This is a genomic window from Rhizobium sp. 42MFCr.1 (assembly GCF_000377185.1).
GTDB classification, from domain to species: domain Bacteria; phylum Pseudomonadota; class Alphaproteobacteria; order Rhizobiales; family Rhizobiaceae; genus Rhizobium; species Rhizobium altiplani.
Genome location: NZ_KB897821.1, coordinates 161,593 through 186,548 on the forward strand (window position 1 = coordinate 161,593; position 24,956 = coordinate 186,548).

Sequence of the window (24,956 nt, forward strand, 5' to 3'; positions counted from 1 at the left end):
TAACCTTTTTACATTCACCAGGGGGGTCCCGGCAAGGGGCTGAGATACTGCTATCGTGCGCAGTGACCCGTTGAACCTGATCCAGTTCATACTGGCGTAGGGACGGTGCAAGCGCTCGAAAGCATTGGATTCACGCGTGGAATCCGTGCCGGCGTCTTTTCATCATTCCGGCTGAGGACTGGGTCTCCAAACTTAAAACTTGGAGCCTCAAACCATGAATATTGCCGCAAAGACCATCACCCCGACCGTTACAACAGGCCCCCTACCGGCCTCTCGGAAAATCTACATCCCTGGGGACATTCACCCCGATGTCCGCGTGCCGATGCGCGAAATCAGCGTCCACCCGACATCGGGCGAGCCACCGGTCACAGTCTATGATTCCTCCGGCATCTATACGGTCGAAGGCGCTGACATCAGCATCGAGCAGGGGCTTCCGGAACTGCGCCGCAGCTGGGTGCTCGCGCGCGGCGACGTCGAAGCCTATCGGGGTCGCCAGGTGCGCCCCGAGGATAACGGCTTTGCCAGCGGCGAGCGGCTGACGCCGGAATTTCCCGCCAAGCGCCAACCGCTCCGCGCCAAGGACGGCAAGGCCGTGACCCAGCTCGCCTATGCGCGCGCCGGTATCATCACGCCCGAGATGGAGTTCATCGCCATCCGCGAAAATCTCGGCCGCAAGGCTAAGGCCGAGGCAATTGTGCGCGACGGTGAGAGCTTCGGCGCCCATATTCCCGATCACGTCACCCCGGAATTCGTCCGACAGGAAGTCGCCGCCGGCCGCGCCATCATCCCCGCCAACATCAACCACCCGGAAGCCGAGCCGATGATCATCGGCCGGAACTTCCTGGTGAAGATCAACGCCAATATCGGCAACTCCGCCGTCACCTCCTCGATGGCCGAAGAGGTCGAGAAGATGGTCTGGGCCGCGCGCTGGGGCGCCGACACCGTGATGGATCTCTCCACCGGCCGCAACATCCACAACATCCGCGAATGGATCATCCGCAACTCGCCGCTGCCGATCGGCACCGTGCCGCTCTATCAGGCGCTGGAGAAGGTCGAGGGTATCGCCGAGAACCTGACCTGGGAGGTCTATCGCGATACGCTCATCGAGCAGGCGGAGCAGGGCGTCGACTATTTCACGATCCATGCCGGCGTGCGGCTTCACTACATCCCACTTACGGTCAACCGCGTCACCGGCATCGTTTCACGCGGCGGCTCTATCATGGCCAAGTGGTGTCTTCATCACCATCGCGAAAGCTTCCTTTACGAGCATTTCGAGGAGATCTGCGACATCTGCCGCGCCTATGACGTCTCCTTCTCGCTCGGCGACGGCCTGCGTCCGGGTTCGATTGCCGACGCCAACGACGCCGCACAATTCGCCGAGCTGGAGACCCTCGGCGAACTGACGAAGATCGCCTGGGCCAAGGACTGCCAAGTCATGATCGAGGGCCCGGGCCATGTCCCGATGCACAAGATCAAGGAAAACATGGACAAGCAGCTCGCCGTCTGCGGCGAGGCGCCTTTCTACACGCTGGGACCACTGACGACAGATATCGCCCCGGGCTATGACCACATCACTTCGGGCATCGGTGCTGCGATGATTGGCTGGTTCGGTACGGCGATGCTCTGCTACGTCACCCCGAAGGAGCATCTGGGTCTCCCCGACCGCAACGACGTGAAGACCGGCGTCATCACCTACAAGATCGCCGCCCACGCCGCCGATCTCGCCAAGGGTCACCCGGCAGCTCAATCGCGCGATGATGCGCTGTCGCGCGCCCGCTTCGAATTCCGATGGGAGGATCAATTCAACCTGTCGCTCGATCCGGAGACGGCCCGCAGCTTCCACGACGAGACGCTGCCGAAGGAAGCGCACAAGGTGGCGCACTTCTGCTCCATGTGTGGCCCGAAGTTCTGCTCGATGCGGATTTCGCACGACATCCGCGCTGAAGCGCAGAAAGAAGGGCTCGACGCCATGGCGGCGAAATACCGCGAGGGTGGCGATCTCTATATGCCGATCGATACCATCCAAGAGTCGCGTGACTGAGATGCATGTCCTCGTCAAAGGGGCCGGCGTTGCCGGCCTCACGGTCGCGCACGAACTCACTCTTCGAAGTGCTGACGTCACCGTTATGGATCCGAATCCAGATTTCGGCCAGGCAGCATCATGGCTCGCGGGCGGCATGCTGGCACCGTGGTGTGAGCGTGAAGGCGCGGACGAAGCCGTCTTGCTGCGTGGCCGCGGTGCCATCGATCGGTGGGACATGATGCTGCCCGGCGAGGTACACCGAAACGGCACGCTGGTCGTTGCCCCCGCGCGCGACCAGGGTGAACTCGATCGCTTTGCCAGCCGCACCAGCGGCCATGAATGGCTGGGCGAGGAGCAGATCGGCCCATTGGAGCCGGCTCTCGCAGGCCGCTTCAGGCGTGCTCTGTTCTTCCCGCTGGAAGGACATCTCGATCCGAGACGAGTGCTGGGTCTACTGCGAGAAAAGCTCGCCGCTCGGGGCGTAGCATTCATCGACCAAGTGGCCGAGACCACCGGCTACGACGACATCGTCGATTGCACGGGCGCAGCACGCATTGGGCGAACGAGTGGGCTTCGCGGCGTGCGCGGCGAAATGCTCTATCTACACACGCCCGAAGTCGACCTCGCCAGACCCGTTCGCCTGCTGCATCCGCGCTTCCCCGTCTATATCGTTCCGCGTGGAAATGGCCTGTTCATGGTGGGCGCCACCATGATCGAGACCGAGTTCGCCGGTCCCATCTCGGCGCGTTCGATGATGGAACTGCTGAACGCCGCCTACGCTGTGCATCCCGCCTTTGCGGACGCTACCGTTATCGAAACCGGCGCGGGCATCCGGCCGGCATTCGCCGACAATTTTCCACGCGTGACCCGCGAGGCCGAGGCGGTCGTGCTCAACGGCCTCTATCGCCACGGCTTCCTGCTGGCGCCTACCATGGCGCAGGAAGCTGTGGACCTTGTCTTCTCCAGAACCGAACCAGGAGGAAATTGCCGATGAAACTGATCGTCAACGGCGAGTATCACGACCTCGCTGCGCCAACTTTGTCCGAACTGCTGACGCTGATGGAATACGAAGGCGACTGGCTGGCGACCGCCGTCAACGGCGAAATCGTCCACCGCGAGGACCGCGCCGACCACGCGCTCAACGACAATGACAGGATCGAAATCCTGTCGCCGATGCAGGGAGGCTGACCATGCTGACGCTCTACGACACCGTAGTCTCCTCCCGCCTGCTTCTCGGCACCGCACGGTATCCTTCACCTGCGACCCTCGCGGAGGCCGTCAAGCGATCGGGAACGGAGATCGTCACCGTCTCGCTGCGCCGCGAGACCGCGGGCGGACGGAGCGGCAGTGCCTTCTTCGAGATGATACGGGCATTCGGCGTTCGAGTTCTGCCGAACACGGCTGGCTGCCATGGCGTCTCCGAGGCCGTGCTGACAGCCAAGATGGCGCGCGAACTCTTCGGCACCAATTGGATCAAGCTGGAGGTAATCGGCAATCACGATACGCTTCAGCCTGATGTTTTCGGCTTGGTGGAAGCCGCCCGCATCCTTTCCGCCGAGGGCTTTGAGGTCTTTCCCTACACGACCGACGACCTCGTGGTGGCCGAGAAGCTGCTCGAAGCGGGTTGCCGGGTATTGATGCCATGGTGCGCCCCGATCGGCAGTGCCGCGGGACCGCTCAACCTCTCGGCGTTGCGTTCGATGCGCGCACATTTCCCCGACATTCCGCTCATCGTTGATGCCGGCATCGGGCGGCCATCACATGCGGCGACCGTCATGGAGCTCGGCTTCGATGCCGTCCTCTTGAACACCGCTGTCGCCGGTGCCGGCAACCCGGCTACCATGGCGGGCGCGTTTGCCAAGGCGATCGAGTCCGGCCGCGAGGCTTTCGGTGCGGGCATGCTCGAACCGCGCGATGTCGCGGTTCCCTCGACACCCATCATCGGAAAGGCCGTATTTGCATGATGCTAGATCCCTTCTATCTCATCGTCGATAGCGCCGAATGGATCGCACGGCTGGTGCCGCTCGGCGTCAAGCTCGTGCAGCTCAGGATCAAGGATAAAGAGACGGCCGAGCTGCGCACCGAAATCCGAACCGCGAAGGCGATTTGCGCTAAGCATGGCTGTCAGCTCATCATCAACGACTACTGGCAGCTTGCCGTCGAAGAAGGATGCGATTTCGTCCACCTCGGTCAGGAAGATCTGGAAGCGGCCGATCTCGGCGGCATTCGTGCCGCCGGCCTGAAGCTTGGGCTGTCCACCCACGACGATGCGGAACTTGAGACGGCGCTAGCGGCAAAGCCGGACTACATCGCGCTCGGTCCGATCTATCCGACCATTCTCAAGCAGATGAAATGGTCGCCGCAAGGACCGGAACGCCTGCGCCTATGGAAGTCGCGCCTCGGCGACCTGCCGCTCGTCGCCATCGGCGGGTTGAACGTCGATCGAATCGAGGGCGTTTTTTCTCAGGGCGCCGACAGCGCTGCCGTCGTGACCGATATTACCCTGAACCCCGATCCGGAGACACGAACGCGGCAGTGGCTTGCTGTCACCGCACCTTGGCGAAGTGTGGAAATGCCATTGGGTCGGTAGCAGAATAGAACGGTCGATGGATCGTTCGGTCGCAACACCTTCAAAAATGATTGATTTGCGGATCGTGCTTCACCATGTTGAACCGGGGACTGGACAACAAGTTGGGCTTGGCACGTATGTTACAACGGACCGAGGAAACGGATGCCGCGCTGATCGACAGGCTTCAGCAAGGCGCATTCAATTATTTCCCGAAGCACTACAATCCGGAAAACGGGCTGGTCGCGGACACCTCCATCGCGGGCGTTCCCTGCAGCATCGCCGCGGTCGGCTTTTCCCTGTCGTCCTATCCCGTCGCAGTCGAGCGCGGCTGGATGCAGCGTTCCGACGCGATCCAATACACGCTGAAGACGCTATGCTTCTTTGCCAACGGCCACCAAGGTCGTGAGCGGCACGCGATCGGCTATCGCGGTTTCTTCTATCATTTCCTGCACATGGACACCGGCCACCGCGCCTGGAACAGCGAGTTGTCGACGATCGACACCACGCTTCTCGTCGCAGGCATGTTGACCGCGGCGGCCTATTTCGACCGCAACACCGAAGACGAGACGGAGATCCGCAGGCTCGCGAGTTTGGTCTACGAGAGAATCGACTGGCACTGGGCGCTGAACAAGGGCCAGACCGTCTGCATGGGCTGGAAGCCGGGCAGCGGCTTCCTGCGCTGGCGCTGGCAGGGCTACGACGAAGCGATCCTGCTTTATACGCTGGCCCTCGCTTCCCCAACACATCCGATCCCGGCGTCGAGCTACGATGCCTTTACCGCGAGCTATTCGTGGATGCTGTTCGGCGACCAACCTTACGTCTATGCCGGCCCGCTCTTCATTCACTTCTTCTCGCATGCCTGGATCGATTTCCGTGGAATCCAGGACAAGGCGATGGCCGAACGAAACTGGGATTATTTCCGCAACACGCAGATATCGATCGCCGTGCAGCGGGACTACGCCGAGCGTAATCCCGGCCACTTCGTCGGCTACAACAAGGACATCTGGGGACTGTCCGCTTCGGATGGTCCGCCTCCGACCCGCAACATGCGCGGCGGTCGCCATCCGCGCGTGCTCGGCTATGCCGCGCGTGGCGCACCGCTCGGGCCGGATGATGGCACAATCGCACCGTGGGCAGCGCTTGCATCGCTCCCATATGACCGCCAGGCCTCGCTCGATGGCCTTCGCGCCCTGATGTCCACCTATCCGAACCTGCTCTACGAGGATCGCTTCCCCGGTGGATTCAACCCGACTGTCAAGACCAAGCGACTTGAAGGCTGGGTCGACGATCGCTGCGTCGGCATCGACCAAGGCCTACTGGTCATGACGATCGAGAATGACCGCTCGGACTTCATTTGGGGTCTGATGCGACGCGCACCGGTCATCAGGCGCGGTCTCGAGCTAGCGGGATTTAGCGGCGGCTGGTTGTCGGAAGACGAGAACTCTGAACGTAAGATCGCCTGATTAGCGGCTTCCGAGAACATGCGCCTTGCCGGCGATGTCGAGGCGGACATGATCTCCGCGCTCGGGAAGCGCCACGCTGGACGTCTTGATCATGATCGGCGGAAGGGCAACGCCTTCAAGCGACACGGCGACGGTGCAGGTCGCCCCGCCGAATTCCACTTCGACGACCCGTCCGCGATAGGTCTGCGCGCTTTCATCGGGAACGACCCTGATCTGTTCGGGCCGCAGCATGATCTCGACCTTGCCTTTATGGCCGCCGTCGACGGCGACCCGGCCGAGCGCACAATCGGCAAAGCCGTCGCGAACGATGGCTGGAAGCATCACCGCGTCTCCGAGAAACAGAGCTGTCTCCCGATCGAGGGGCTGCAGGTAAACCGATTGCGGCGACCCTGCCTGGATCAACTTCCCTTCCCGCAGGACGGCAACCTGATCCGCAAAGGAGAGAGCCTCCGCCTGATCATGCGTGACGAGGATCGCGGTGATGCCTGCGGACTGAAGAACGCGGGCCACGGCCTTGCGCATATTCTCACGCAGACCGGTATCGAGCGCCGAAAACGGTTCATCGAGCAACATCAGACGCGGCTTGCGGCCGAGCGCGCGGGCAAGTGCCACACGCTGCTGTTGGCCGCCGGAAAGCTGGTGTGGCCGACGGGTGAGCATGTTGCGGTCAAGCTCGACCATATCGAGCAGGTCGATGATGCGTCGTTCGCGATCGGGCGCGCCGCGCTCGAAGCCAAAACCGATATTGTCGGCAACGCTCAGATGCGGAAACAACGCCCCGTCCTGCGACACGATCCCGATGCCTCGCTTGTGCGCAGGCACCGCTACCGGACCATCGGCCAGAACCTCGCCGTCAAGCGTCACACGACCTTCGTCGGGCTGCTCGAAGCCGGCGATGATGCGCAGCAGCGTCGTCTTGCCCGACCCTGATGGCCCGACAACGGCCGTGCGGCTTCCGGCGGCGACATCGAGTGAGATGTCCTGCAATGCCTGGACATGCCCATAGCGCTTGCTGATGCGATCGATCGTAAGCAGCGTCATTGTCCGGCAGTCCGTTTCGATTGGGCATAGAGAAGAAGGGTGAGGGGCAGCGATAGCACGACCATCATGAATGCGTAAGGCGCCGCCGCCACGTAGTCGATCTCGCTGGTCAGCGACCAGAACTTCGTCGCAAGTGTCTCCACCCCATTTGGCGCCAGCATCAATGTCGCGGTGAGCTCATTGGTAATGCCGAGACCGACGAGCGCAACGCTGGCGGCCGCGCCTGGCGCGGCCAGCCGCATGGTGATCTGTCGCACGGCCTGGGCAGGTGTCCGGCCAAGACCCATTGCAGCACGCTCAAGCTCCACGGGCGCCTGGGCGATGCTGGCGCGCAGGCCCACCATGGCGCGCGGCAGGAACAGCAGGATGTAGGCAGCAACGAGGGTCGCGAAGGTCTGGTACAGGGGCAGAACAAGCCGGACGGTAATCGTCACCAGCGCGAGCGCGACGACCACGCCCGGCAGCGAACCGACATAGTAGTGGCAGGCCTCGAGCAGGCGCTGCAGACGCCCTGGCGCCCGGACCGAAAGCCAGGCCATCGGCGCGGCGGCAATCGTGGCAAGCACGCCGCCGGCGATCGCAAGAATAATGGTTTGCACAAACGCATTGCCGACCGTGTCGACGCGCCAGACCTCGAGGCCGCCGAGATAGAGCCACCGCACCAGCGTCACCAAGGGAACACCGAGCGTCAAAGCCGCCAGACCCACCTGCAGTATGATCGCAGGCACTATGAACCCGCCGAGCCGACGGCGATCCGCGGGCCGCGCAGAACCGGATCCAACGCGGGCATACCGCTCATTGCCGCGCAACAGGATTTCGAGACCCAGCAGAAGCAGGCAGCAAGCGACGAGAACGCCACCCAGCATGTTGGCGGCCGGGCTATTATAGGCGGATTGGAACTGGTCGACGATCGCGGTTGCGAAAGTGTCGAAACGGATCATCACGAAGAGGCCGTACTCCGAGAGCAGGTGCAGCCCGATCAGCAGCGAACCGCCACAGATGGCGAAACGCAACTGCGGCAAGATGGTGCGGAAGAACAAACGCCAGGGGCCGAGGCCAAGGGAAGAGGCCGCATCCTCAATGGCTGGATCCAGCCGGCGCAAGGCAGCGGCGACCGGAAGATAAAGAAACGGAAAGTATGCCAGTACGGAGACGAAGACACCGCTCTGCAGCCCACGCATGCCGGGAACGACGCTGATCCAGGCGTAGCTATGGACAAAGGCCGGCACCGCCAGCGGCGCAACCGCCAACCACGACCAAAGCCGGGCGAAGGGGATGTCCGTCCGTTCGACCAACCAGGCCAGCGTTACGGCAAGGGCGATCGACAGCGGAATGGTAAAAGCTTCCAGCAGCACCGTGTTGACAAGCAGTTCGCCAACGCGCGCACGAAACACCAATTCCTTGACGGTCTGCCAACCGACATCAAAGGTTATCCAGCCGATGAAACCAAGCGGAACCAAACTGAACAGCGCCACGACGGAAGCAAAGAGGATGACGGAAGCGTGGGGCAAACGCGCCCGCAGCCGATCTATTCCCGCCACCGGCCGCACCATCGGCCTTTCATGACCGGGAACAAGCAATCTGTTGTCCTGCAGCAAGGCCTGCCGCCTTTATACGCTGAAAAAGGAAGGCAACCGCCTATGAAAGGCGGTTGCCGATTTCGTCATGCCCTACGTTTTTCTTGAGCCAAAAGCAACAGTTTTAACCCCCGGGCCCGTGACAGAAAGACTTAGATGATGCCGGCGGCAGTCATCAGTTCCGTCACCTTCTTGCTGTTCAAGTTGGCTGCATCGACCGTCGGTGCATCGAGATCAGCCAGCGGAACGAGCTTCTCATTCGATGCTGCATTTTTGCCGACCGCATATTCGTAGGACGTGCCGTTCTTGAGGATGTCCTGGCCCGGCTTGCCGGTGACGAACTTGAGGAAGGTCTGAGCCTCCTTGGCATGCTGGCTCGACTTCAGAACGCCGCCGCCGGAAATGCTGACGAAGGCGCCGGGATCCCGGTTCTTGAAGTAGTGGAGGGCAACGTTCTTGCTGTTCTCACCGGTCTTCGCCTGATCGCCGAACCAGTAGTAGTGATAGATCACCGCACCCTCGACTTCGCCGGCATTGACCGCCTTCATGGCGACGCTGTTGCCCTTATATGGCGTGGAGTTTTCCTTGAGCGCCTTGAGCCAGGCCGCGGTCGCTTCCTCGCCCTTGAGCTCGAGCAAAGCGCTGACGATCGCCTGGAAGTCAGCACCAGCAGGTGCAGCGCCCCAACGACCCTTCCAGACCGGATCCGCGAGGTCGAGCAGCGACTTCGGCAACTTGTCTTCGGTCAGCTTCGTCTTGTCGTATGCAAAAACCGTCGAACGGGCGGCAATGCCGGTCCACATGCCATCAGACGGACGATATTGCTCTGGAACCTGCTCGAGCGTTTCCTTGTCGACCGGTGCAAACAGGCCGGCGGCATCGACCAGCGTCATGGCCGGAGAGTTCTCGGTCAGGAATACGTCGGCCGGCGACGCGTCCCCTTCCTGCACGATCTGGTTGGCGAGCTGCATGTCGCTGCCCTGGCGCACCGTTACCTTGATGCCGGTTGCCTTGGTGAACGCATCGATCCACTCGCGCCCGAGGCTCTCGTGTTGCGCATTGTAGACGACGATACCTTCGGATTCCTGCGCGACAGCGGCGCCGGTGGCCAGCGAAGTTGCGGCAACGAGCGAGGCGGCAAGCGCCAGCGCGCCGGAAAGGCGATTAAGGGAAGTTGTCATGAAGCCCTCCATTGTTTCACCGGGGATCCCGGGATGATGAGCCGTATATTTTTGTTGATTTGGAATTTCAAGTTTTAGTGATGGCACAAATATCACAAATACTTGAAACCATTGATCAACTTTAGAATCGTTCTAGAGCTCGCAGATCGTCGCAATCACTTCGTCCTCGACATCGATGCCATGCTCCAGCGCCTGGCGTCGGGCAGTCTGGCCGCGACGCCCCGGAAGCCGCACTCCGGGGTCGGATGAAATCTCGTCCACCAGCCTGGCCAGCCGTTCCGCCACGCCCTTTCCACCGCTGGCGACAGGGTTGATCACGACAAGCATCTGCCCGAGGCCGGGCGCCGAACCCTTGTCGTCAAAAAGCGAGGAGGACTCGAAAGAGAAATTGGCCCCGGTCAGTGCGCCGGCGAGGAATTCGACGATCATCGCCAGCGCTGCCCCCTTGGCTTCGCCGGATGGGGCCATCGTCCCCTCGAGTGCCGCAACCGCATCCGTCGTCGGCTGGCCATTGCGGTCAAAGGCCCAATCCGCAGGGATAGCGACGCCTTTCTGGCGCGCAGCCATCACCTTGCCGCGGGCGACGCGCGAAAGCGCCAGGTCAATAACGAGCGGGTCGGCTGCCGGGATCGGCGCGGCGAACGCGATCGGATTCGTTCCAAAGACGGGTTTGCGCCCGCCCCAGGCGGCCATGGACGCCGTGGCGTTGGCAACCATCAGAGCGACAAACCCCATGTCCGCAAAGCGCTCGACGGTCAAGGCAAGCACGCCGGCGTGGTGCGAACGATGAACCGCTGCCAAGGCGATACCCTGCTCCCTGACGATCTCCGGAAGCGCCGCAGCGGCAAGATCAAAGGCTGGATAGGCGTAGCCATGGCAGGCATCGATGCGCACGACGGCGGGAAACTGCCGTTCGAGCTGCGGCCTGGCAAATCCGTCGACCTTGCCTGCCCTCGCCTGCTTTGCGTAGGCCTCGACCCGGCGCAGGCCATGACCGCCTTGTCCGGCAGCTTCGGCGGCAACGAGTGCCCTGGCGACCGAGCGCGCATTGGCCTCGTCCACACGATTGCGCGTCAAGGCATCGACAACGAGCGTTTCCGCTGCAGCTAGGGTGAAATGCATGGCAACCTGCAAAACGAAATAGTGTGATGACGTGTTATGTCATCACCCTTTCGGCTGCAATGCAGCAATGATCATTCGACGTCGAACTTGACGCCCTGGGCAAGCGGCAGCGTCTTGCCGTAGTTGACCGTGTTCGTCGCCCTGCGCATGTAGGCTTTCCAGGCATCCGAACCAGATTCGCGACCGCCGCCAGTTTCCTTTTCACCGCCGAAGGCACCACCAATTTCGGCCCCGGACGGACCGAGGTTGACGTTGGCAATACCGCAGTCCGAACCGCGAGCAGAAACGAAGGTCTCGGCCTCCCGCATATCGTTCGTGAAGATTGAAGAAGACAATCCCTGCGGCACCGCGTTATGGAGTTCTAGAGCCTCATCGAAATCCGTGTACTTCATCACGTAGAGGATCGGCGCAAATGTCTCATGCTCGACGGGGCCGGCCTGAACAGGCATTTCAACGAGCGCCGGCCGGACGTAGAAGGCGTCTCCCGCACCGTTCTCGACGCGCTCGCCACCGGTAACCTTGCCACCGGCAGCCTTCGCTTGCTCAAGAGCCGACTGCATGTTCGTAAAGGCCTGCCTGTCGATCAGAGGCCCGACAAGCGTCCCCGTTTCCAGTGGGTTGCCGATCGACACCGAGCCATAGGCCTTCTGCAGGCGTGGAACGAGCTTGTCATAGACGCTCTCGTGCACGAACAGGCGACGCAGCGTCGTGCAGCGTTGACCGGCCGTGCCCATGGCCGAAAAGGCAACGCCACGCAGCGTCAGGTCAAGATCGGCCGTTGGGCAGATGATCGCTGCATTGTTGCCGCCGAGTTCGAGGATCGATCGCGCAAAGCGCTGTGACAGGCGGGGACCGACAACGCGGCCCATGGCCGTCGAACCAGTCGCCGAGACGAGCGGCACCTTGGGATGGTCGACGAGCACTTCCCCGACATCGCGGCCACCAATGAGCAACGTCGACAGGTTCGAAGGTGCTACGCCCCCTTCGGCAACGAACCGCTTCAATGCCTTCTCAAACAATGCCTGAACGGCAAGCGCTGTCAGCGGCGTCTTCTCAGAAGGCTTCCAGACTGTCGAGTTACCGCAAACCAACGCCAGGGCAGCATTCCAGGACCAGACGGCGACCGGGAAATTGAAGGCCGAGATGATGCCGACCACGCCCAAGGGGTGCCAGCTTTCCATCATCCGATGCTCTGAGCGTTCGGTGGCAATGGTCAGACCGTAGAGCTGACGCGACAAGCCGACGGCAAAGTCGCAGATGTCGATCATTTCCTGGACTTCGCCGAGCCCCTCGGAGGCGATCTTGCCAACCTCGATCGAGACCAGGCGGCCGAGTGCGGCTTTTGCCGCGCGGAGTTCTTCGCCGAGCAGGCGGACGAGTTCGCCGCGCTTCGGAGCCGGGACAGCCCGCCATTCGAGGAATGCCTTGTGTGCCGCCTCTATGGCGTCCTTTGCTTCCGAGGCAGAATGCTCCTTCAGCGCACCGATCTCCTTGCCGGTTACCGGCGAGGTAACGCGAAGGGTGCCGCCGGTATAGCGGTCGGCGCGGACGCCCAGTTCCGTGAGCAGTTTTTTCGTCTCAGTGGCGAGATCAAGTGCAGAGATGGTCATGGGGTCAACCTCGGTTCTCAAAATCGGGCGTCTGCGAAATGGGCCACTTGGGCGCCGGCTTCGTACCACATTTCCTTCACCGCGCGGAAGCTAGGTTCGGACGGTGCTGTAAGGGGCAGTGGCAAGTCCGCTTCCGTCGTCTGCCCCAGGATGAGCTGGGCGAGCGTGCGGCCAAACACTGTGCCGGGCGCGATCCCGCGACCGTTGTAGCCGGAGAAGCCCACAACATTCGGCGCAAACCTGGGGAAGCGGGGCAGCGCATTGTCGGTCATCCCGATCTTGCCGTACCACTCGCATTCGAACTCGACATCGCCAAGCTGCGGAAAGAGCTTTTTCAAGGACCGTTTGGCCCAGGCCGTGTGGATTTGAAGCCCGGTGTTGCGCAGCGCACCGACGCTGCCGAAGACCAAGCGTCCCGCCTGGTCCATGCGGTAGGAGGAGAGGATTTCCTTCGTATCCCAAACGCCTTCGCGCCCGGCAAGGATCGAGCGGCGCAAATTGTCGCTGAGCGGCCGGGTTGCAAGATTGAAATAGGGCAGATGGACCTGCTCGTTGCGTACCGCTTCCCAAGGGCCGGTGCTGTAGGCGTCCGTCGCCACGATGATCCAGTCGGCCGTAACCTCTCCCTTTGCGGTCCTCACGGTCCAGCGATTGCCCTTCCGCTCAGTTCCGATGACCGGGCTCGACGTGTGGATTGAAACGCCAGCCTTGACGGCCGCATGCGCAAGCCCGCGGGCGTAGGCGAGCGGCTGCAGCGTGCCTGCGCGCATGTCGAGCAACGACCCGGTATAGGCGCTGCTGCCGACGCGCTTGGCCGTCTCCGCCGCGTCCAGCAGCGTCACCGGAGCGCCGCGTGCCGCCCATTGCCGCGCGCGATCCTCGATTTCCTTCAAGCCACTTTCGCCAACGGCGACGTGAAGCGTGCCGTTTCGTTCAAGCTCGCATGCAATGCCGTGCTTGTCGATCAACTCCATCACGAGCCGCGGCGCGTTGCCCAACAGGTCTAACAACCGCTCGCCATAGACCGGGCCGAGAACACCGGGAAGGTCATCAGGCATGACCCACATGCCGGCATTGATGAGGCCGACATTGCGGCCCGCACCGCCGAAGCCGATTTCCTTGGCTTCCAGCAACACGACCTTCGAGCCCGCTTCCGCCAGATGGAGACTTGAGGAAAGGCCTGTATAGCCTCCGCCCACGACTACGACGTCGGCGTTCACAGCGCCTGCGAGCGCCGGTGTCACGGGCGGCTGAGGAGCGGTTTTTTCCCAGAGGCCGTGGGAGCGGGGATCGTTCAGCATCGATCAAAATCCATCCATTAAGCAGGCGGCATTCTAGCGCCGTGCGATTGCTTGTTAAACCGCTGATCAGGTTGCCGATCGTAGCCAGGAGTGCGTAACAGGCAGTTCGATCGTATTTTCAGTTCATTCCGATTCTGTCAGATGGATGACTTTACAAAGCCGAATAAGGCGTAAATATCGACATTTAGGAAATAGCTTATTCTGAAATGGAATGATTGATGCTGCCATCACGACGTTTTCTTCCGTCGACATCCCTGCTTATCGCCTTCGAGGCTGTATCCCGCACTGGCAGCGTGACGGCCGCCGCGCGCGAACTCGACCTTACTCAGAGCGCTGTCAGCCGCCAGATCAAGGCATTGGAAGAGCAGCTCGGGGTCGAACTCTTCGTGCGCGAGCGCCAAACCGTGCGGTTGACGCTGGCCGGCGACGGCTATGCCCGCGAGATACGCGAGGCGCTGCGGCGCATTTCGAGCGCATCACTCAATCTTCGTGCCAATCCGCATGGTGGTACGCTCAACCTGGCGATTCTTCCCACCTTCGGGACGCGCTGGCTGGCACCCCGGCTGGGAGGTTTCCTTGCCGCCAATCCGGGAGTGACGATCAATCTTGTCACCCGGCTGTCACCCTTCGACTTCCGGCTCGATTCGATCGACGCGGCCATTCACTTCGGCCACGCTCATTGGCCGGGCGCGGAGCTGACATTTCTAATGTCGGAGAAGACAATTCCGGCCTGCAGCCCCGAATTCCGCAGCCGACATGCGATCAACGCGGCACAGGATCTACTCGAAGCCCCGCTGCTGCACCTGACGACGCGCCCGGATGCATGGGAGCGCTGGTTTGCGGACAACGGCGTGAGCTTTCAAACCGTGCACGGCATGCTCTTCGATCAGTTCGCGACGGCAGCCCAAGCAGCGATGGCCGGTCTCGGCGTTGCGCTGCTGCCGACGTTCCTGATTCAAGATGAATTGAAACGCGGCGACCTTGTTGCAGCCGTTGATCGCGAAACGGAAAGCAGCGAGCACTACTATCTTGCCTATCCGCCAGAACGGGCCGACTACGCGCCGCTGGATGCATTTCGCGACTGGATCGTTCGAGAAGCCGCGATCTGAAGCCTTGCGCCGACATGGCGCTTTCGATCATTATGCGCCGAACCAGAATATGATGCAGGAAACTCCGATGAAGCCAATTTTCGTTCAGCTCCAGTGCGCGCCAGGCAAGACCTACGAAGTCGCCGATGCCATCTACCAGACCGAGCGCGCTTCGGAGCTCTATTCGACGAGCGGCGACTATGATCTCCTGCTCAAGGTCTACATCGAAGAGGGGCAGGACATTGGCAAGTTCATCAACGATAACATCGCCAACATCCCCGGCATCGTGCGTTCCCTGACGACACTGACCTTCAAGGCCTTCTGAACTGCCGTTCCAGTCCGCTCAACAAGGAGCAGGCTGGAGGTGTCAAAAGGAAAGCGCCCGCGTGCCGCCAAGGCTTGTGACCTCACCCGAGGGTGCCTCTCCGTCTGTCCTTCCAGCCGTCGGAAGCAGACTGACGCGTTTGCTAGCGCCAGGCGCAAGATGAAACCAATCATCCTCCGGCCGATAGCCATCGACGTTGAGGTGGACCGACTGGGCGAACCTGTCGGCTGCGAGATCGACGACCCACCCTTCGTCCTGTGGCGCCACCGACACTTGGATTTCGGCGTCGTGGAGGGCCTTGGAGCGCCCCAACGGAAAATGAAAGGCATCGGCGACCACAGGACCTCCGTCCGGCAGACGCAAGCGCGCGACGGTGACGTCGTGAGACGGCGGGCCGAAGCGGAAGGCGTAAGTCGTGTCAAAAAAGGCGCCAAAGAGATCAGTGGCGGCAAAGGTCTCACAGCTTCTCGGCGCCAAGGTCAGAATGCGGCCGCCGCTGACGGCGTGCTGCCTGCCATGCCGCAAGCAAACCAGCTCGAGATCAAGCTGGAGAGCATGCTCGGTCTCATTCAGGACGTGAACGTCGAGGCCATTTGTGCCCTCGTCGGTCACGACGACCTGCACAGGCCGGAAAGCGCGGCGCAGGGCATACCACACCGGCTTGGGCTCGCCGGTTGAATCGATCACACCCCAACCAGCTCCGGGCATTAGATCCTGCAGGGTCCAGACCAGCGCGCCGTTGCAGCTCGACCCCTTCCGGCGCCATTCGGCAAACGTCGCTTCCGCAACTTCACCGGTGACGACGCGGGAGAGATCGAGGTATCGATCACGATCCTCACGACGGAGACGCGCCGGATCCTCGCCATAGAGTTCCGCCAGATAGAAATCCCTGACGTCCTCGAAATCCCACGATGCGCCGCGATCGCGGGGGACACGTGATTTCCATAGCGGACTATGGACCGGCGGTACATCCAGATGGCGTTGCAGCGTTCGCTGCTGTGGAACATGGGCGAAAGCCAGGCTCTCGGCCGCGAAGCTAACGTTGGCACGGCGCGCGTCGTCAAGCGGGCGCATATAAGCGCCGACCCCGTAATAGTGGGTGACTCCCGCATTCGGAGAAAACGGCATCGCGCCGCCCGAAGGCGAATTTGGCACATAGGGGACGTCGGGGCGCATACGCCCGGCGATCGCCGGAATAATCTCCTCCGTGATCGGACCCGACCAATAGTCCTGCGGCAATCCCAGCATCGCGGCCTGCTGATAGATCTCGCTGCCGCCGCAAACCACCGCCAACGACGGGCACCCCTGAACGGCATGCAACAATTCCTCGACTTCCGCGTGGACTTGCGCAGTGAGAGCCTTGTCGTTCTTCGGATAGTCGAAATTGGCAAACATGAAGTCCTGCCAGACGAGCAGACCAAGCTCGTCGCAGAGCTCAAAGAACTCCCGCGTTTCGTAGGCCATCGTGCCGCCAATGCGGAGCATGTTCATGCCTGCCTGCGCGGCAAGGCGCAGGAACGGCTCATAGTCGGCCTTGCCACCCGGCAGCCGGACGATATCCGCCGTGGTCCAGACCGCACCGCGGCAAAAGATGCGCTCGCCGTTGATCAACAACGCAAAACCCTCTCCGTCTTTTCCGCGGTCGACGTCGATGCGCCGAAAGCCGATTCGGCTGGCGTGATGCTCAACGCCGTCGACGAGGATCGAGAAATCATAGAGGCACTGTGCGCCGTGAGTATGGGGCCACCAGAGATCGACGTTCTCCAGCCTGACGATTGCCGAATAGTGATTCTCGCCGATCTTCTCGAATGTCTGCTGAACGCCTCCGCACCGGAGCACTAGATCCGGATTGTTGACATTTGCATGAAGCGAAACGCTCAGTCGCCCGGTGTTATCCGCCTCGAGCACGGCGCGGACAGAGACGTTGTCAATCGAAACGACATCGCGCCGGACAAGCGTGATGGGGCGCCACGGACCGACAGCATGAACTTCCGGACACCAACCCGGCATGCGCCCGAGCAGCGTTGTTCGAATATTCTTCAAGCCTTGCGGCGTGATCATCTGCGGCCGCCAACGAGCGCGCGGGCCGGGCTCGGCAAGCCGCGGTGCCAGCGCCCGGAAGCAAAGCGCCAGTTCGTCGCCACCGGAAAGCGTCACCGGTATCTCGTGCATGGTGAACATGCTTCCCGATGACAGGATCTCCTGCCCATTGAGGAAAACATGACACAGCGTCGCCAAGCCCTCGAAGCGAAGAAGCGCGTCGCCGGGTTGTACGTCAAAAAGTCGGCAAAGATACCACGCATCGCGCGTGTCGAGCGGCTCCGGGTTTTCACGATCGAAGTGCCCGGCCTTCTCCAATGCCGCGGCAACGGTCCCCGGCACCTCGGCGGCGATAAACTGCGCGGACAACGGAATGTCATGCGGCGTCGCACAAGCGCCCGGTTCCGTCAGAACCAGATTCCAACCTTCGGCGAGCAGAGTTTCCTCCGCACCGACACTCGCCAACCGTCCCCGCATGCTTAGACTCCCGGCTTCACAAGCGCTCCTTGAGAGAAGCTATCATGGAATCCCACGCATCGGCTGCCGGATCAAGCGCCGTGCGTAATGGCTCGTATTTCTTCCGGGTGACCGCCCGGGCGAGCTGAAACTGCACGGACTTCGCGACTTCGGAAATTCGGCACGCGTCTTCAATTGCGGACGCGAATTCGCTCGCAGAAAGCCAAGCCAGGTGATCTCCGGCAAGCTCGAAATTGGCACCGAACTGGCGCAGCGTATTGAATGCGTACTTGTGAAAGAAGCCAAACGGCCGCTCTGCGACTGCTTCCACCTGCTGCGGAAACACTTCGGCAAAGGCGCGAATCGGATTCGAGACTGGGCGGCGACCGAAGTGAATTCCTAGAAGCCTGCGTGCCATAGTGCTGACATGCGCCGTATCCGGCATGCGAACCGGAAATTTCGCGAACTCGGTGTAGGGAAGGAACGACGGATCGTCCGCCGTCAGTTGCAGCTGGAACAGCCCCTCGAAGTCTTCACCCTCAAGCTGGAAATAGCCGCCATTGTGGAAATACTCCACGCGCTTGCCGGTGAGATCGAGCCTGTTGATCGCCACGGTGGTCTTGCCATGCTCGGTCCGATAGGCGGTACCCTGCGTATCCGGCATATAGAACGAGTCCATCTCGATCAGGCAAAGGCGCCCGCGTGCGATCTGCACCTCGATATGCCGTTCGACGCGGTCGAAAATGGCAAGCTCAGTGACGCGGATGTCATAGAGTGACTCGAGATCCTCGAGCGGCACCTTGAAGAAGGTGAACTGATCGCCCTCGAAGTCCTGTGTGAGCGTGAAACCGAGCATCGCCTCCGGTACTGCACCGCAGCCGCTCAGCACTTCGATCCAGAGGTCGACATAGCAATTGGTTTCAGGCCACATGCGCTCGCCCGAATGGAGCGGATGCGGTTGATAGCCGTCCGGGCGGACCCGCGGAAAGACGGCTCTCATCGTTTCATTCAGCCCCACAGCGCTTGACGCACCTTGGAAGGCCAATGCTTGACCTCGAGCCCGTGGTGATGAAACAGCGCGAGCGCGATGCGCTCAAGCCCGAAGCCGACGCAAGCGGTGTGCGCAACGCTCTCGTCTTCGAGGTACAGGCCCCATTTCGCACCAAATGCGTCCTGGTGGTAGTTGAAGCTCATGCAGGCCGTCGGCTTGGCAACCGAGGTGATCGGGATAAGCAGCTCGAACTTCAGGTTCTGATCGCGCTGATTATTGGCCAGCATCTTGCCGGCACGGCCGAAGAACGGGTCGTTCGCGACATCAATGGTCACGTCCAGACCGACCGCCTGCATCATTTCGACGCCGCGATCCATCCAGCGTTGACGGAAATCCGTGACGTGCTGCTCGGTCCCCATGCAAATATATTCGCGCATGCGGAAAAGCTGCTGCCTCGCAGGATCCTGCGAAGGCTCGTGGCGGAAGCAATAGGATTGCAGATCGAAGAGGCCGCCGCTCATCGGCAATTTGCCGCGCCGAGCGACAGTCGGATAAAGCGGATAGCAGGCCGCAGGCGTCAACACGATGTCGGTTGCCTGTTGATCCTTGGTCCAATCATCGCCCACTTCCATGCATTGAAGGAGGCTGATGTGGTCGAGTTCGCTGCCGCAGAAACTGTGAACGGTGCCGGCAAGCTGCGGGAAGCTCTTCATGTAACCGCTCTTCTCGAAGAAGGCGCGGTTCATCCCGGGCGGAAAGCGCATCGCTTCCGCACCATCGGCGCCGCCGAACCTGTCGATCAGGCGCTCGAAGGCGGCGATCACGTCTTCGAATTGTCCGCTGCGCCCGTAAAGACCGTCAACGCCCGTATCGATCAAGAGGCCCGATTCGAAGAGCCTGTCCAGAAACGTTGTCTGCACGTCCATATCGTCACCCCAGTAAGCTAGTGTCCTGCTTGTGAACAAGAAGCATGCTCGACGTATTGCCGAGGATGCGGTCGTTCGAGATCATGAGTTGCGCGGAGTGGGCATCGCGCAGATGGCGGCCGACGCTGAATGGCGTGCCGTTCTTGTAGCCCATGATCCCGCAAATCAGCATCACGTGATTGACGATCTCGAGGATCGTCTCAGATGAGGCAATCTTTACGTTGTTCATCGTGACGGCGAAGCCCATGGAAGAAAGCTTGTCGGCGTCGCTCCTGGCGTCCTCGTAGGCCTTCAGACCGGCGACAACGTTCGATCGAACCATCTGCAGCAAGTTTGACACCTCGGCGAGCCTCAAGGCTCCGGGCGGTGGCGTACCCGGCGACTTGCGCGCTGCGGCGCGCACGAACGCCTGTGCACGGCCAACCGCGTCGACCGCGATGCCATACCACACGCTGCTCCAAAGAAGGTGCGACGATGCCAGCATCGATTGCGCCGCGATCTCTGCGAAAGGCTTCGGCAGGATCTGTTCGGCCGCAGCCTCGCCCTTGAAGAGGAAACCATCCGAGCAGGTACCGCGCATGCCGAGCGTGTCCCACGTATGCGTTTTTTCCAACGTGTACTGCTCCTTCAAAAAGACGGTCAGTACCTGATCGGAAGAGGCGGCAGTTGCGTGGGCACGCGAGGTAACCATGATCGCATCGGCGTGGGAGCCGTAGGATATGACGGTCGCATCTTTCTCCAGACGGCAAATGTCACGATCCACCTCGATCGCGCAGATGCTATTCCTGAGATTGCCGCCGATCCCGCCTTCCGTCGTTGCCGACGCGACCAGCAATTGCTCGGCAGCAACACGTAGCATGAAGGCCCGATGCCACTCGCTCTCGCCGCCGTGCTCAACAAGGCTGCAAAGCTTGATGTGATGCATGGCGAAGACCATGGCAGCCGCAGCACAAGCCTGACCAAGCATCGAGCATAACTCGGCGATCTGTGCGATCGTCGCGCCTTCGCCGCCGAAATGGCGTGGGATCTGAACGCCTAGCAAGCGCTCGGCCCTCATTGCCTCCACGGCTTCGTGCGGGAACCTCCCTTCAAAATCGACGGAGTCTGCATGCTTTGCCGCAATCGCCGACACGCGCGCGGCTCTGGCGGCAAGATCCTCTTGCGCGATTTTGACCGGAAAGTTCATTCAGGCGACCTTCCGGCTATCTTTGATCTGGTCAACGGTCCTTGCGATCGCCGCGATGCTGGCGAAAGACTTGCGATTCAAGAGATTGTCGGGAAACTCGATATCAAAGGCTTCTTCGATGCCAAGCATAAGCTGCACGGAAGCGAAAGACGTTAGGCCGACCGCATAGAGGTCGGCATCATCGGCGACCTGGTCGACAGAGACAGGGAGCTTTCCAAATTTGACCAGGAGCTCACGGATCGTAGTATTCATTATGACTTCTCCAAGATGATCATATCTCGAGTGGCGAAACCGCCTTGTTCTCGGAGTACGCGTAGTCTGGAAAAGACAAAATTGTCCTAAATGACGTAGTTAAAGTCAGCTAAGCTTCTCAGCTAAATTCCTACGAAAGAAACAGGGAAGAGGGGAGCTTGTGTTAGATTTCAACATCTTGCTCGCGAGCTGTATTTTTGGGTGACCAACGGATCTTGTGACACATTGTCCAATAACAACACTTCTTTCGCCCATTTTTGACTAGGCGACCGGCGGATACAGGTGCTCGCCGCCGCGATAATCCGAAACCGAATAGCAGCCTTCGCCCATCTCACTGATCGACTGAGGAGCGATCACTGCTTTGCCATGGCCACCGGGTATGTCGAGTATGTAGGTGGGCTGGCAAAGACCTGAAATCCGGCCACGCAATGCGGCGACGATCTTCTGCCCCTCTTCGATCGTCAGCCGAAAATGGCTCGTGCCGGGCGCCAGATCGGGATGATGCAAATAGTACGGCTTCACACGCGTCTCGACGAAGGCCTTCATCAACTCCGTCAGCACCGCCGGATCATCATTGACGCCCTTCAGAAGCACCGATTGGCTGACCATGACCAAGCCGGCATCGATCAGGCGAGCGCATGCTGCGCGCGCCTCGGCGGTCAGTTCGCGAGGATGATTGGCGTGCAGCGCCACGTAGACGGTCTTGCCACTCGCTCTCAGGGCCGCAATCAGGGCCGCATCCACCCTCGATGGATCAACCACGGGAACCCGGGTATGGAACCGCACGATCTTGACGTGGTCGATCGATGCCAGTTCGCGAAGAATTTCTTCCAGCCGTCGCGGCGACAACACGAGCGGATCGCCGCCCGTCAGGATCACTTCCCAGATTTCCTTATGGTCACGGATATAGGCAAAGGCCGCAGACATTGCCTTGGGGTCAAGCGTGCCCAAGCCTTGCGGACCAACCATCTCGCGGCGAAAGCAGAAGCGACAGTAGACGGGGCAGATATGCACGGCCTTCAACAGCACCCGGTCGGGATAGCGATGAACGATCCCCTGCACGGGACTATGGGCTTCGTCGCCGATGGGGTCGGCGCGCTCTTCGGGCGCAACGATCAGCTCGGCTGCGTCAGGCACGAATTGCCGGGCAATCGGGTCCGAGCCATCGGCGCGGTCGATCAAACCTGCAACGGTCGGAGTCAATGCAACGGCGTAGCGTGCGGCGACATCAGCCAGCGCGTCCCGGTCTCTCTGACCCAGCAGCCCTGCGCGTTCCAGCCCTTCGACGGTCTTGATAGGCCCGATACTGTTCATCTGCCGTACTCCGCGACCGGCGCCCACATTACCTGATCGATCCGCGACGCACCGGTTGCCAGCATCACCAACCGATCGAAGCCGAGAGCGATGCCACTTGCCTCGGGCATGATGGCAAGCGCTTCCAGAAAATCCTCGTCCAGGGGATAGCTCTCGCCGTAGATGCGAGCTTTTTCAGACATCTCGATCTCGAAGCGACGGCGCTGTTCCGCCGGATTGGTGAGCTCGCCGAAGCCGTTTGCAAGCTCGACGCCGCAGGCATAGACCTCGAAACGTTCCGCAACACGGGGATCAAGCGCCGATGGGCGCGCCAGTGCCGCTTCCGACACCGGATATTCGTCAAGAATGGTCACACGGTCGAAACCCAGATGAGGCTCGACCTTTTCGACAAGCACGCGGCTGAACAAATCCGCCCAGCCATCGTCGTCTGCAACGCGCATGCCGATCCGCTTCACTTGGTCAGCGAGATGCGCCCGGTCCGTCGCACCATCGGCGGAAACGGATGCCAACAAATCAATGCCGGCATAGCGCTCGAAAGCCGCGGCGACACTGATCCGGTCCGGTCCGGCAAACGGATCGCAATCCCGGCCCTTATAGGTGAGCCGCGTCGTCTTCATGGTTTCCGCAGCAAGCGCCAGGATCCGAACGCAGTCCATCATCAGGCTCTCATAGCTTTCGCCCACGCGATACCACTCGAGCATGGTGAATTCCGGGTGGTGCAAGGGGCCGCGCTCGCGGTTGCGATAGACGTGGGCGAAACAGGTGATGCGCTTTTCGCCGGCCGAAAGCAGCTTCTTGCAGGCGAACTCAGGCGAGGTATGCAGGTAAAGCGGCGCCGCCGTCTGGCCGTCCGTCGTCAAGGCTTCGGTGGCAAATGCATGGAGATGCGCCTCGTTGCCGGGCGAAACCTGCAGCGTCGCGGTGTCGACCTCCAGAAAATCCTCGCGCAGGAAATAGCCGCGCAGCGCGGACTGGATCGCATTGCGCCCGATCAGGACCGGACGGCGGTCCAAATGCACGCTCGGCGTCCACCACGGCGATACTTTGGCGATCGAGGGATTCATTGGCATCGTCCTGACCGGCCTTCCAACGCTAGGGCTGGCTATTTGCCGGATTTTAGGTTAGTTGCGCCCCCAAAGAACAATCAATCGCGTCTTCGGGGCAGTATCGACAGTCCTCTACGACGCCAAAAGCCGAGTTACAAGGAAGTCTTAATGGTCAAGGTCATCGCCTCTTCCGTCCGCAAGGGCAACGTTCTCGACGTGGACGGCAAGCTCTACGTCGTTCTGACGGCCCAGAACTTTCATCCGGGCAAGGGCACGCCGGTTACGCAGGTCGACATGCGTCGTATCGTCGATGGCGTCAAGGTCTCCGAGCGCTGGCGTACGACCGAACAGGTCGAGCGCGCCTTCGTCGAAGACGTGAACTTCCAGTATCTCTACGAAGATGGCGAAGGCTTCCACTTCATGAACCCGGCGACCTACGACCAGGTGGTCGTGAACGATGAAACGATGGGCGATCAGAAGGCCTATCTGCAGGAAGGCATGACCTGCATCCTGTCGATCCATGAAGGCGTTCCGCTGGCTCTCGAGCTGCCGCGCCACGTGACCCTCGAAATCACGGAAACCGAACCGGTCGTTAAGGGCCAGACGGCTTCGTCCTCTTACAAGCCGGCAATGCTGTCGAACGGCGTGCGCACTATGGTGCCGCCGCACATCAACGCCGGCACGCGCGTCGTTATCGCCACGGAAGACAATTCCTACGTCGAGCGCGCGAAGGACTGATCGTCCACCGCATGCACTGAGAAAATTATGCCGCTTCGGAAACGAGGCGGCTTTTTTGTTGTCGGCAGTTACGCTGATCCGGCGGGTGTTCAAACAAAAAGCGCCGGTCGGGCCGGCGCTTTCGATCTCAAAATAGTAATCCTATCGCCTTAGTAGCGCGGGCAACGTGCCTCGTAGCGGCGGCCGTAGCGGTCTCTGTAGACACAGTAGCCGCGACGTTCAACGGACTGGCCGATCAGTGCGCCAGCGAGACCGCCGGCAACAGCACCGATTGCAGCACCGCCCCAGCTATGGCTGACGGCACCGCCGATAATAGCGCCGGAACCCGCGCCGATTGCGGTTCCCTGTTCCGTCGCCGTGCAGGACGCAAGTGCGCCGACGAGGGCGCCAATGAGCACAATCTTCTTCATCATGACATAACTCCCAGTTTTTTCGTCGCTTAGATGCGACCCATTAGCACAAGAATAACAATAATCAGGAGAACTAGCCCTAAACCGCCGGAAGGTCCATAGCCCCATCCGCGGCTATAGCCCCAATTTGGTAAGGCGCCGATCAAAAGCAGAATAAGGATAATGAGCAGTATGGTGCCAAGCATGGTTCAAGTCCTCGAGGTCATTACACCTGGAATGGACGAGAAACACACCTCACCGATTTTTGTTCCATCTGTATCAAATGTTTGGATTTAAGGGTAAAACGATCTCATCGTG

General features: G+C 60.9%; 23 protein-coding genes, 1 pseudogene and 1 riboswitch. Of the genes and pseudogenes, 9 read left to right on the forward strand and 15 right to left on the reverse strand.

Annotated features, from left to right (window positions below):
- Nucleotides 1-9 precede the first annotated feature (9 nt).
- Nucleotides 10-121: riboswitch (TPP riboswitch) on the forward strand.
- A gap of 93 nt (nt 122-214) precedes the next feature.
- The 6 genes from thiC (at nt 215) to C934_RS0106350 (ending at nt 6,055) form a co-directional block, all read left to right on the forward strand.
- A complete protein-coding gene (thiC, locus tag C934_RS0106325; RefSeq protein ID WP_018855860.1) occupies nt 215-2,041 on the forward strand; it encodes a phosphomethylpyrimidine synthase ThiC in 1,827 nt (608 codons plus the stop codon).
- 1 nt (nt 2,042) lies between these two features.
- Nucleotides 2,043-3,017, forward strand: coding sequence for a glycine oxidase ThiO (gene thiO, locus C934_RS0106330; protein ID WP_018855861.1), 975 nt, complete (start codon nt 2,043-2,045; stop codon nt 3,015-3,017).
- On the forward strand, nt 3,014-3,211 hold the full coding sequence (thiS, locus tag C934_RS0106335; protein ID WP_018855862.1) for a sulfur carrier protein ThiS: 198 nt from the start codon (nt 3,014-3,016) through the stop codon (nt 3,209-3,211). The genes thiO and thiS overlap by 4 nt, the downstream gene beginning before the upstream one ends.
- Before the next feature lie 2 nt (nt 3,212-3,213).
- Nucleotides 3,214-3,987 (forward strand): thiazole synthase, encoded by a 774-nt coding sequence (locus tag C934_RS0106340; protein WP_018855863.1) that lies wholly within the window; start codon nt 3,214-3,216, stop codon nt 3,985-3,987.
- Nucleotides 3,984-4,613, forward strand: a complete 630-nt coding sequence (locus C934_RS0106345; RefSeq protein WP_018855864.1) for a thiamine phosphate synthase — start codon at nt 3,984-3,986, stop codon at nt 4,611-4,613. The genes C934_RS0106340 and C934_RS0106345 overlap by 4 nt, the downstream gene beginning before the upstream one ends.
- A 116-nt stretch (nt 4,614-4,729) precedes the next feature.
- Nucleotides 4,730-6,055 (forward strand): glucoamylase family protein, encoded by a 1,326-nt coding sequence (locus C934_RS0106350; RefSeq protein ID WP_018855865.1) that lies wholly within the window; start codon nt 4,730-4,732, stop codon nt 6,053-6,055.
- Here C934_RS0106350 and C934_RS0106355 read toward each other — a convergent pair whose 3' ends face one another.
- From C934_RS0106355 to C934_RS0106380, 6 genes and pseudogenes are all read right to left on the reverse strand, one after another.
- Nucleotides 6,056-7,096, reverse strand: coding sequence for an ABC transporter ATP-binding protein (locus C934_RS0106355; protein ID WP_018855866.1), 1,041 nt, complete (start codon nt 7,094-7,096; stop codon nt 6,056-6,058).
- Nucleotides 7,093-8,710 (reverse strand): annotated as a pseudogene (locus tag C934_RS0106360) (ABC transporter permease). Before C934_RS0106360 ends, C934_RS0106355 begins: the two are co-directional and overlap by 4 nt.
- Before the next feature lie 115 nt (nt 8,711-8,825).
- Complete coding sequence (locus tag C934_RS0106365) at nt 8,826-9,854, reverse strand: iron ABC transporter substrate-binding protein (protein WP_026371603.1); 1,029 nt, start codon at nt 9,852-9,854, stop codon at nt 8,826-8,828.
- A 132-nt stretch (nt 9,855-9,986) separates the two neighbouring features.
- The gene (locus C934_RS0106370; protein WP_018855869.1) at nt 9,987-10,976 is read right to left on the reverse strand and encodes an Ldh family oxidoreductase; all 990 of its coding nucleotides are present in this window, start codon (nt 10,974-10,976) and stop codon (nt 9,987-9,989) included.
- Between the two features lie 71 nt (nt 10,977-11,047).
- On the reverse strand, nt 11,048-12,586 hold the full coding sequence (gene amaB, locus C934_RS0106375; protein ID WP_018855870.1) for an L-piperidine-6-carboxylate dehydrogenase: 1,539 nt from the start codon (nt 12,584-12,586) through the stop codon (nt 11,048-11,050).
- A gap of 17 nt (nt 12,587-12,603) precedes the next feature.
- Nucleotides 12,604-13,887, reverse strand: a complete 1,284-nt coding sequence (locus C934_RS0106380) for an NAD(P)/FAD-dependent oxidoreductase (protein ID WP_018855871.1) — start codon at nt 13,885-13,887, stop codon at nt 12,604-12,606.
- A gap of 218 nt (nt 13,888-14,105) precedes the next feature.
- Here C934_RS0106380 and C934_RS0106385 point away from each other — a divergent pair, with 218 nt between their 5' ends.
- Nucleotides 14,106-14,996, forward strand: coding sequence for a LysR family transcriptional regulator (locus C934_RS0106385; RefSeq protein WP_018855872.1), 891 nt, complete (start codon nt 14,106-14,108; stop codon nt 14,994-14,996).
- 67 nt (nt 14,997-15,063) lie between these two features.
- Nucleotides 15,064-15,300, forward strand: coding sequence for an Lrp/AsnC ligand binding domain-containing protein (locus C934_RS0106390; protein ID WP_007794587.1), 237 nt, complete (start codon nt 15,064-15,066; stop codon nt 15,298-15,300).
- 42 nt (nt 15,301-15,342) lie between these two features.
- Here C934_RS0106390 and C934_RS0106395 read toward each other — a convergent pair whose 3' ends face one another.
- From C934_RS0106395 to epmA, 7 genes are all read right to left on the reverse strand, one after another.
- On the reverse strand, nt 15,343-17,817 hold the full coding sequence (locus tag C934_RS0106395; protein ID WP_018855873.1) for a glycoside hydrolase family 2 protein: 2,475 nt from the start codon (nt 17,815-17,817) through the stop codon (nt 15,343-15,345).
- A gap of 16 nt (nt 17,818-17,833) precedes the next feature.
- Entirely contained in the window at nt 17,834-18,796 is a 963-nt protein-coding gene (locus C934_RS0106400) for a DUF1839 family protein (RefSeq protein WP_018855874.1), read from the reverse strand.
- A gap of 8 nt (nt 18,797-18,804) precedes the next feature.
- A complete protein-coding gene (locus tag C934_RS0106405) occupies nt 18,805-19,713 on the reverse strand; it encodes an amino acid--[acyl-carrier-protein] ligase (protein ID WP_018855875.1) in 909 nt (302 codons plus the stop codon).
- A gap of 4 nt (nt 19,714-19,717) precedes the next feature.
- The gene (locus C934_RS0106410) at nt 19,718-20,899 is read right to left on the reverse strand and encodes an acyl-CoA dehydrogenase family protein (protein ID WP_018855876.1); all 1,182 of its coding nucleotides are present in this window, start codon (nt 20,897-20,899) and stop codon (nt 19,718-19,720) included.
- Entirely contained in the window at nt 20,900-21,151 is a 252-nt protein-coding gene (locus C934_RS0106415; RefSeq protein WP_018855877.1) for an acyl carrier protein, read from the reverse strand.
- A 261-nt stretch (nt 21,152-21,412) separates the two neighbouring features.
- Nucleotides 21,413-22,465 carry a lysine-2,3-aminomutase-like protein gene (locus tag C934_RS0106420; protein ID WP_018855878.1) on the reverse strand — a complete coding sequence of 351 codons (1,053 nt, stop codon included), beginning with the start codon at nt 22,463-22,465 and terminating at the stop codon, nt 21,413-21,415.
- Nucleotides 22,462-23,529 carry an EF-P lysine aminoacylase EpmA gene (epmA, locus tag C934_RS0106425; protein ID WP_018855879.1) on the reverse strand — a complete coding sequence of 356 codons (1,068 nt, stop codon included), beginning with the start codon at nt 23,527-23,529 and terminating at the stop codon, nt 22,462-22,464. The genes C934_RS0106420 and epmA overlap by 4 nt, the downstream gene beginning before the upstream one ends.
- A 150-nt stretch (nt 23,530-23,679) precedes the next feature.
- On the opposite strand from epmA, the gene efp reads away from it, so the two are divergent.
- Nucleotides 23,680-24,249 (forward strand): elongation factor P, encoded by a 570-nt coding sequence (gene efp, locus C934_RS0106430; protein WP_018855880.1) that lies wholly within the window; start codon nt 23,680-23,682, stop codon nt 24,247-24,249.
- 149 nt (nt 24,250-24,398) lie between these two features.
- Here efp and C934_RS0106435 read toward each other — a convergent pair whose 3' ends face one another.
- Nucleotides 24,399-24,662 (reverse strand): YMGG-like glycine zipper-containing protein, encoded by a 264-nt coding sequence (locus C934_RS0106435; RefSeq protein WP_018855881.1) that lies wholly within the window; start codon nt 24,660-24,662, stop codon nt 24,399-24,401.
- A gap of 26 nt (nt 24,663-24,688) precedes the next feature.
- Entirely contained in the window at nt 24,689-24,844 is a 156-nt protein-coding gene (locus C934_RS33535) for a DUF3309 family protein (protein WP_018855882.1), read from the reverse strand.
- Between the last annotated feature and the right edge of the window lie 112 nt (nt 24,845-24,956).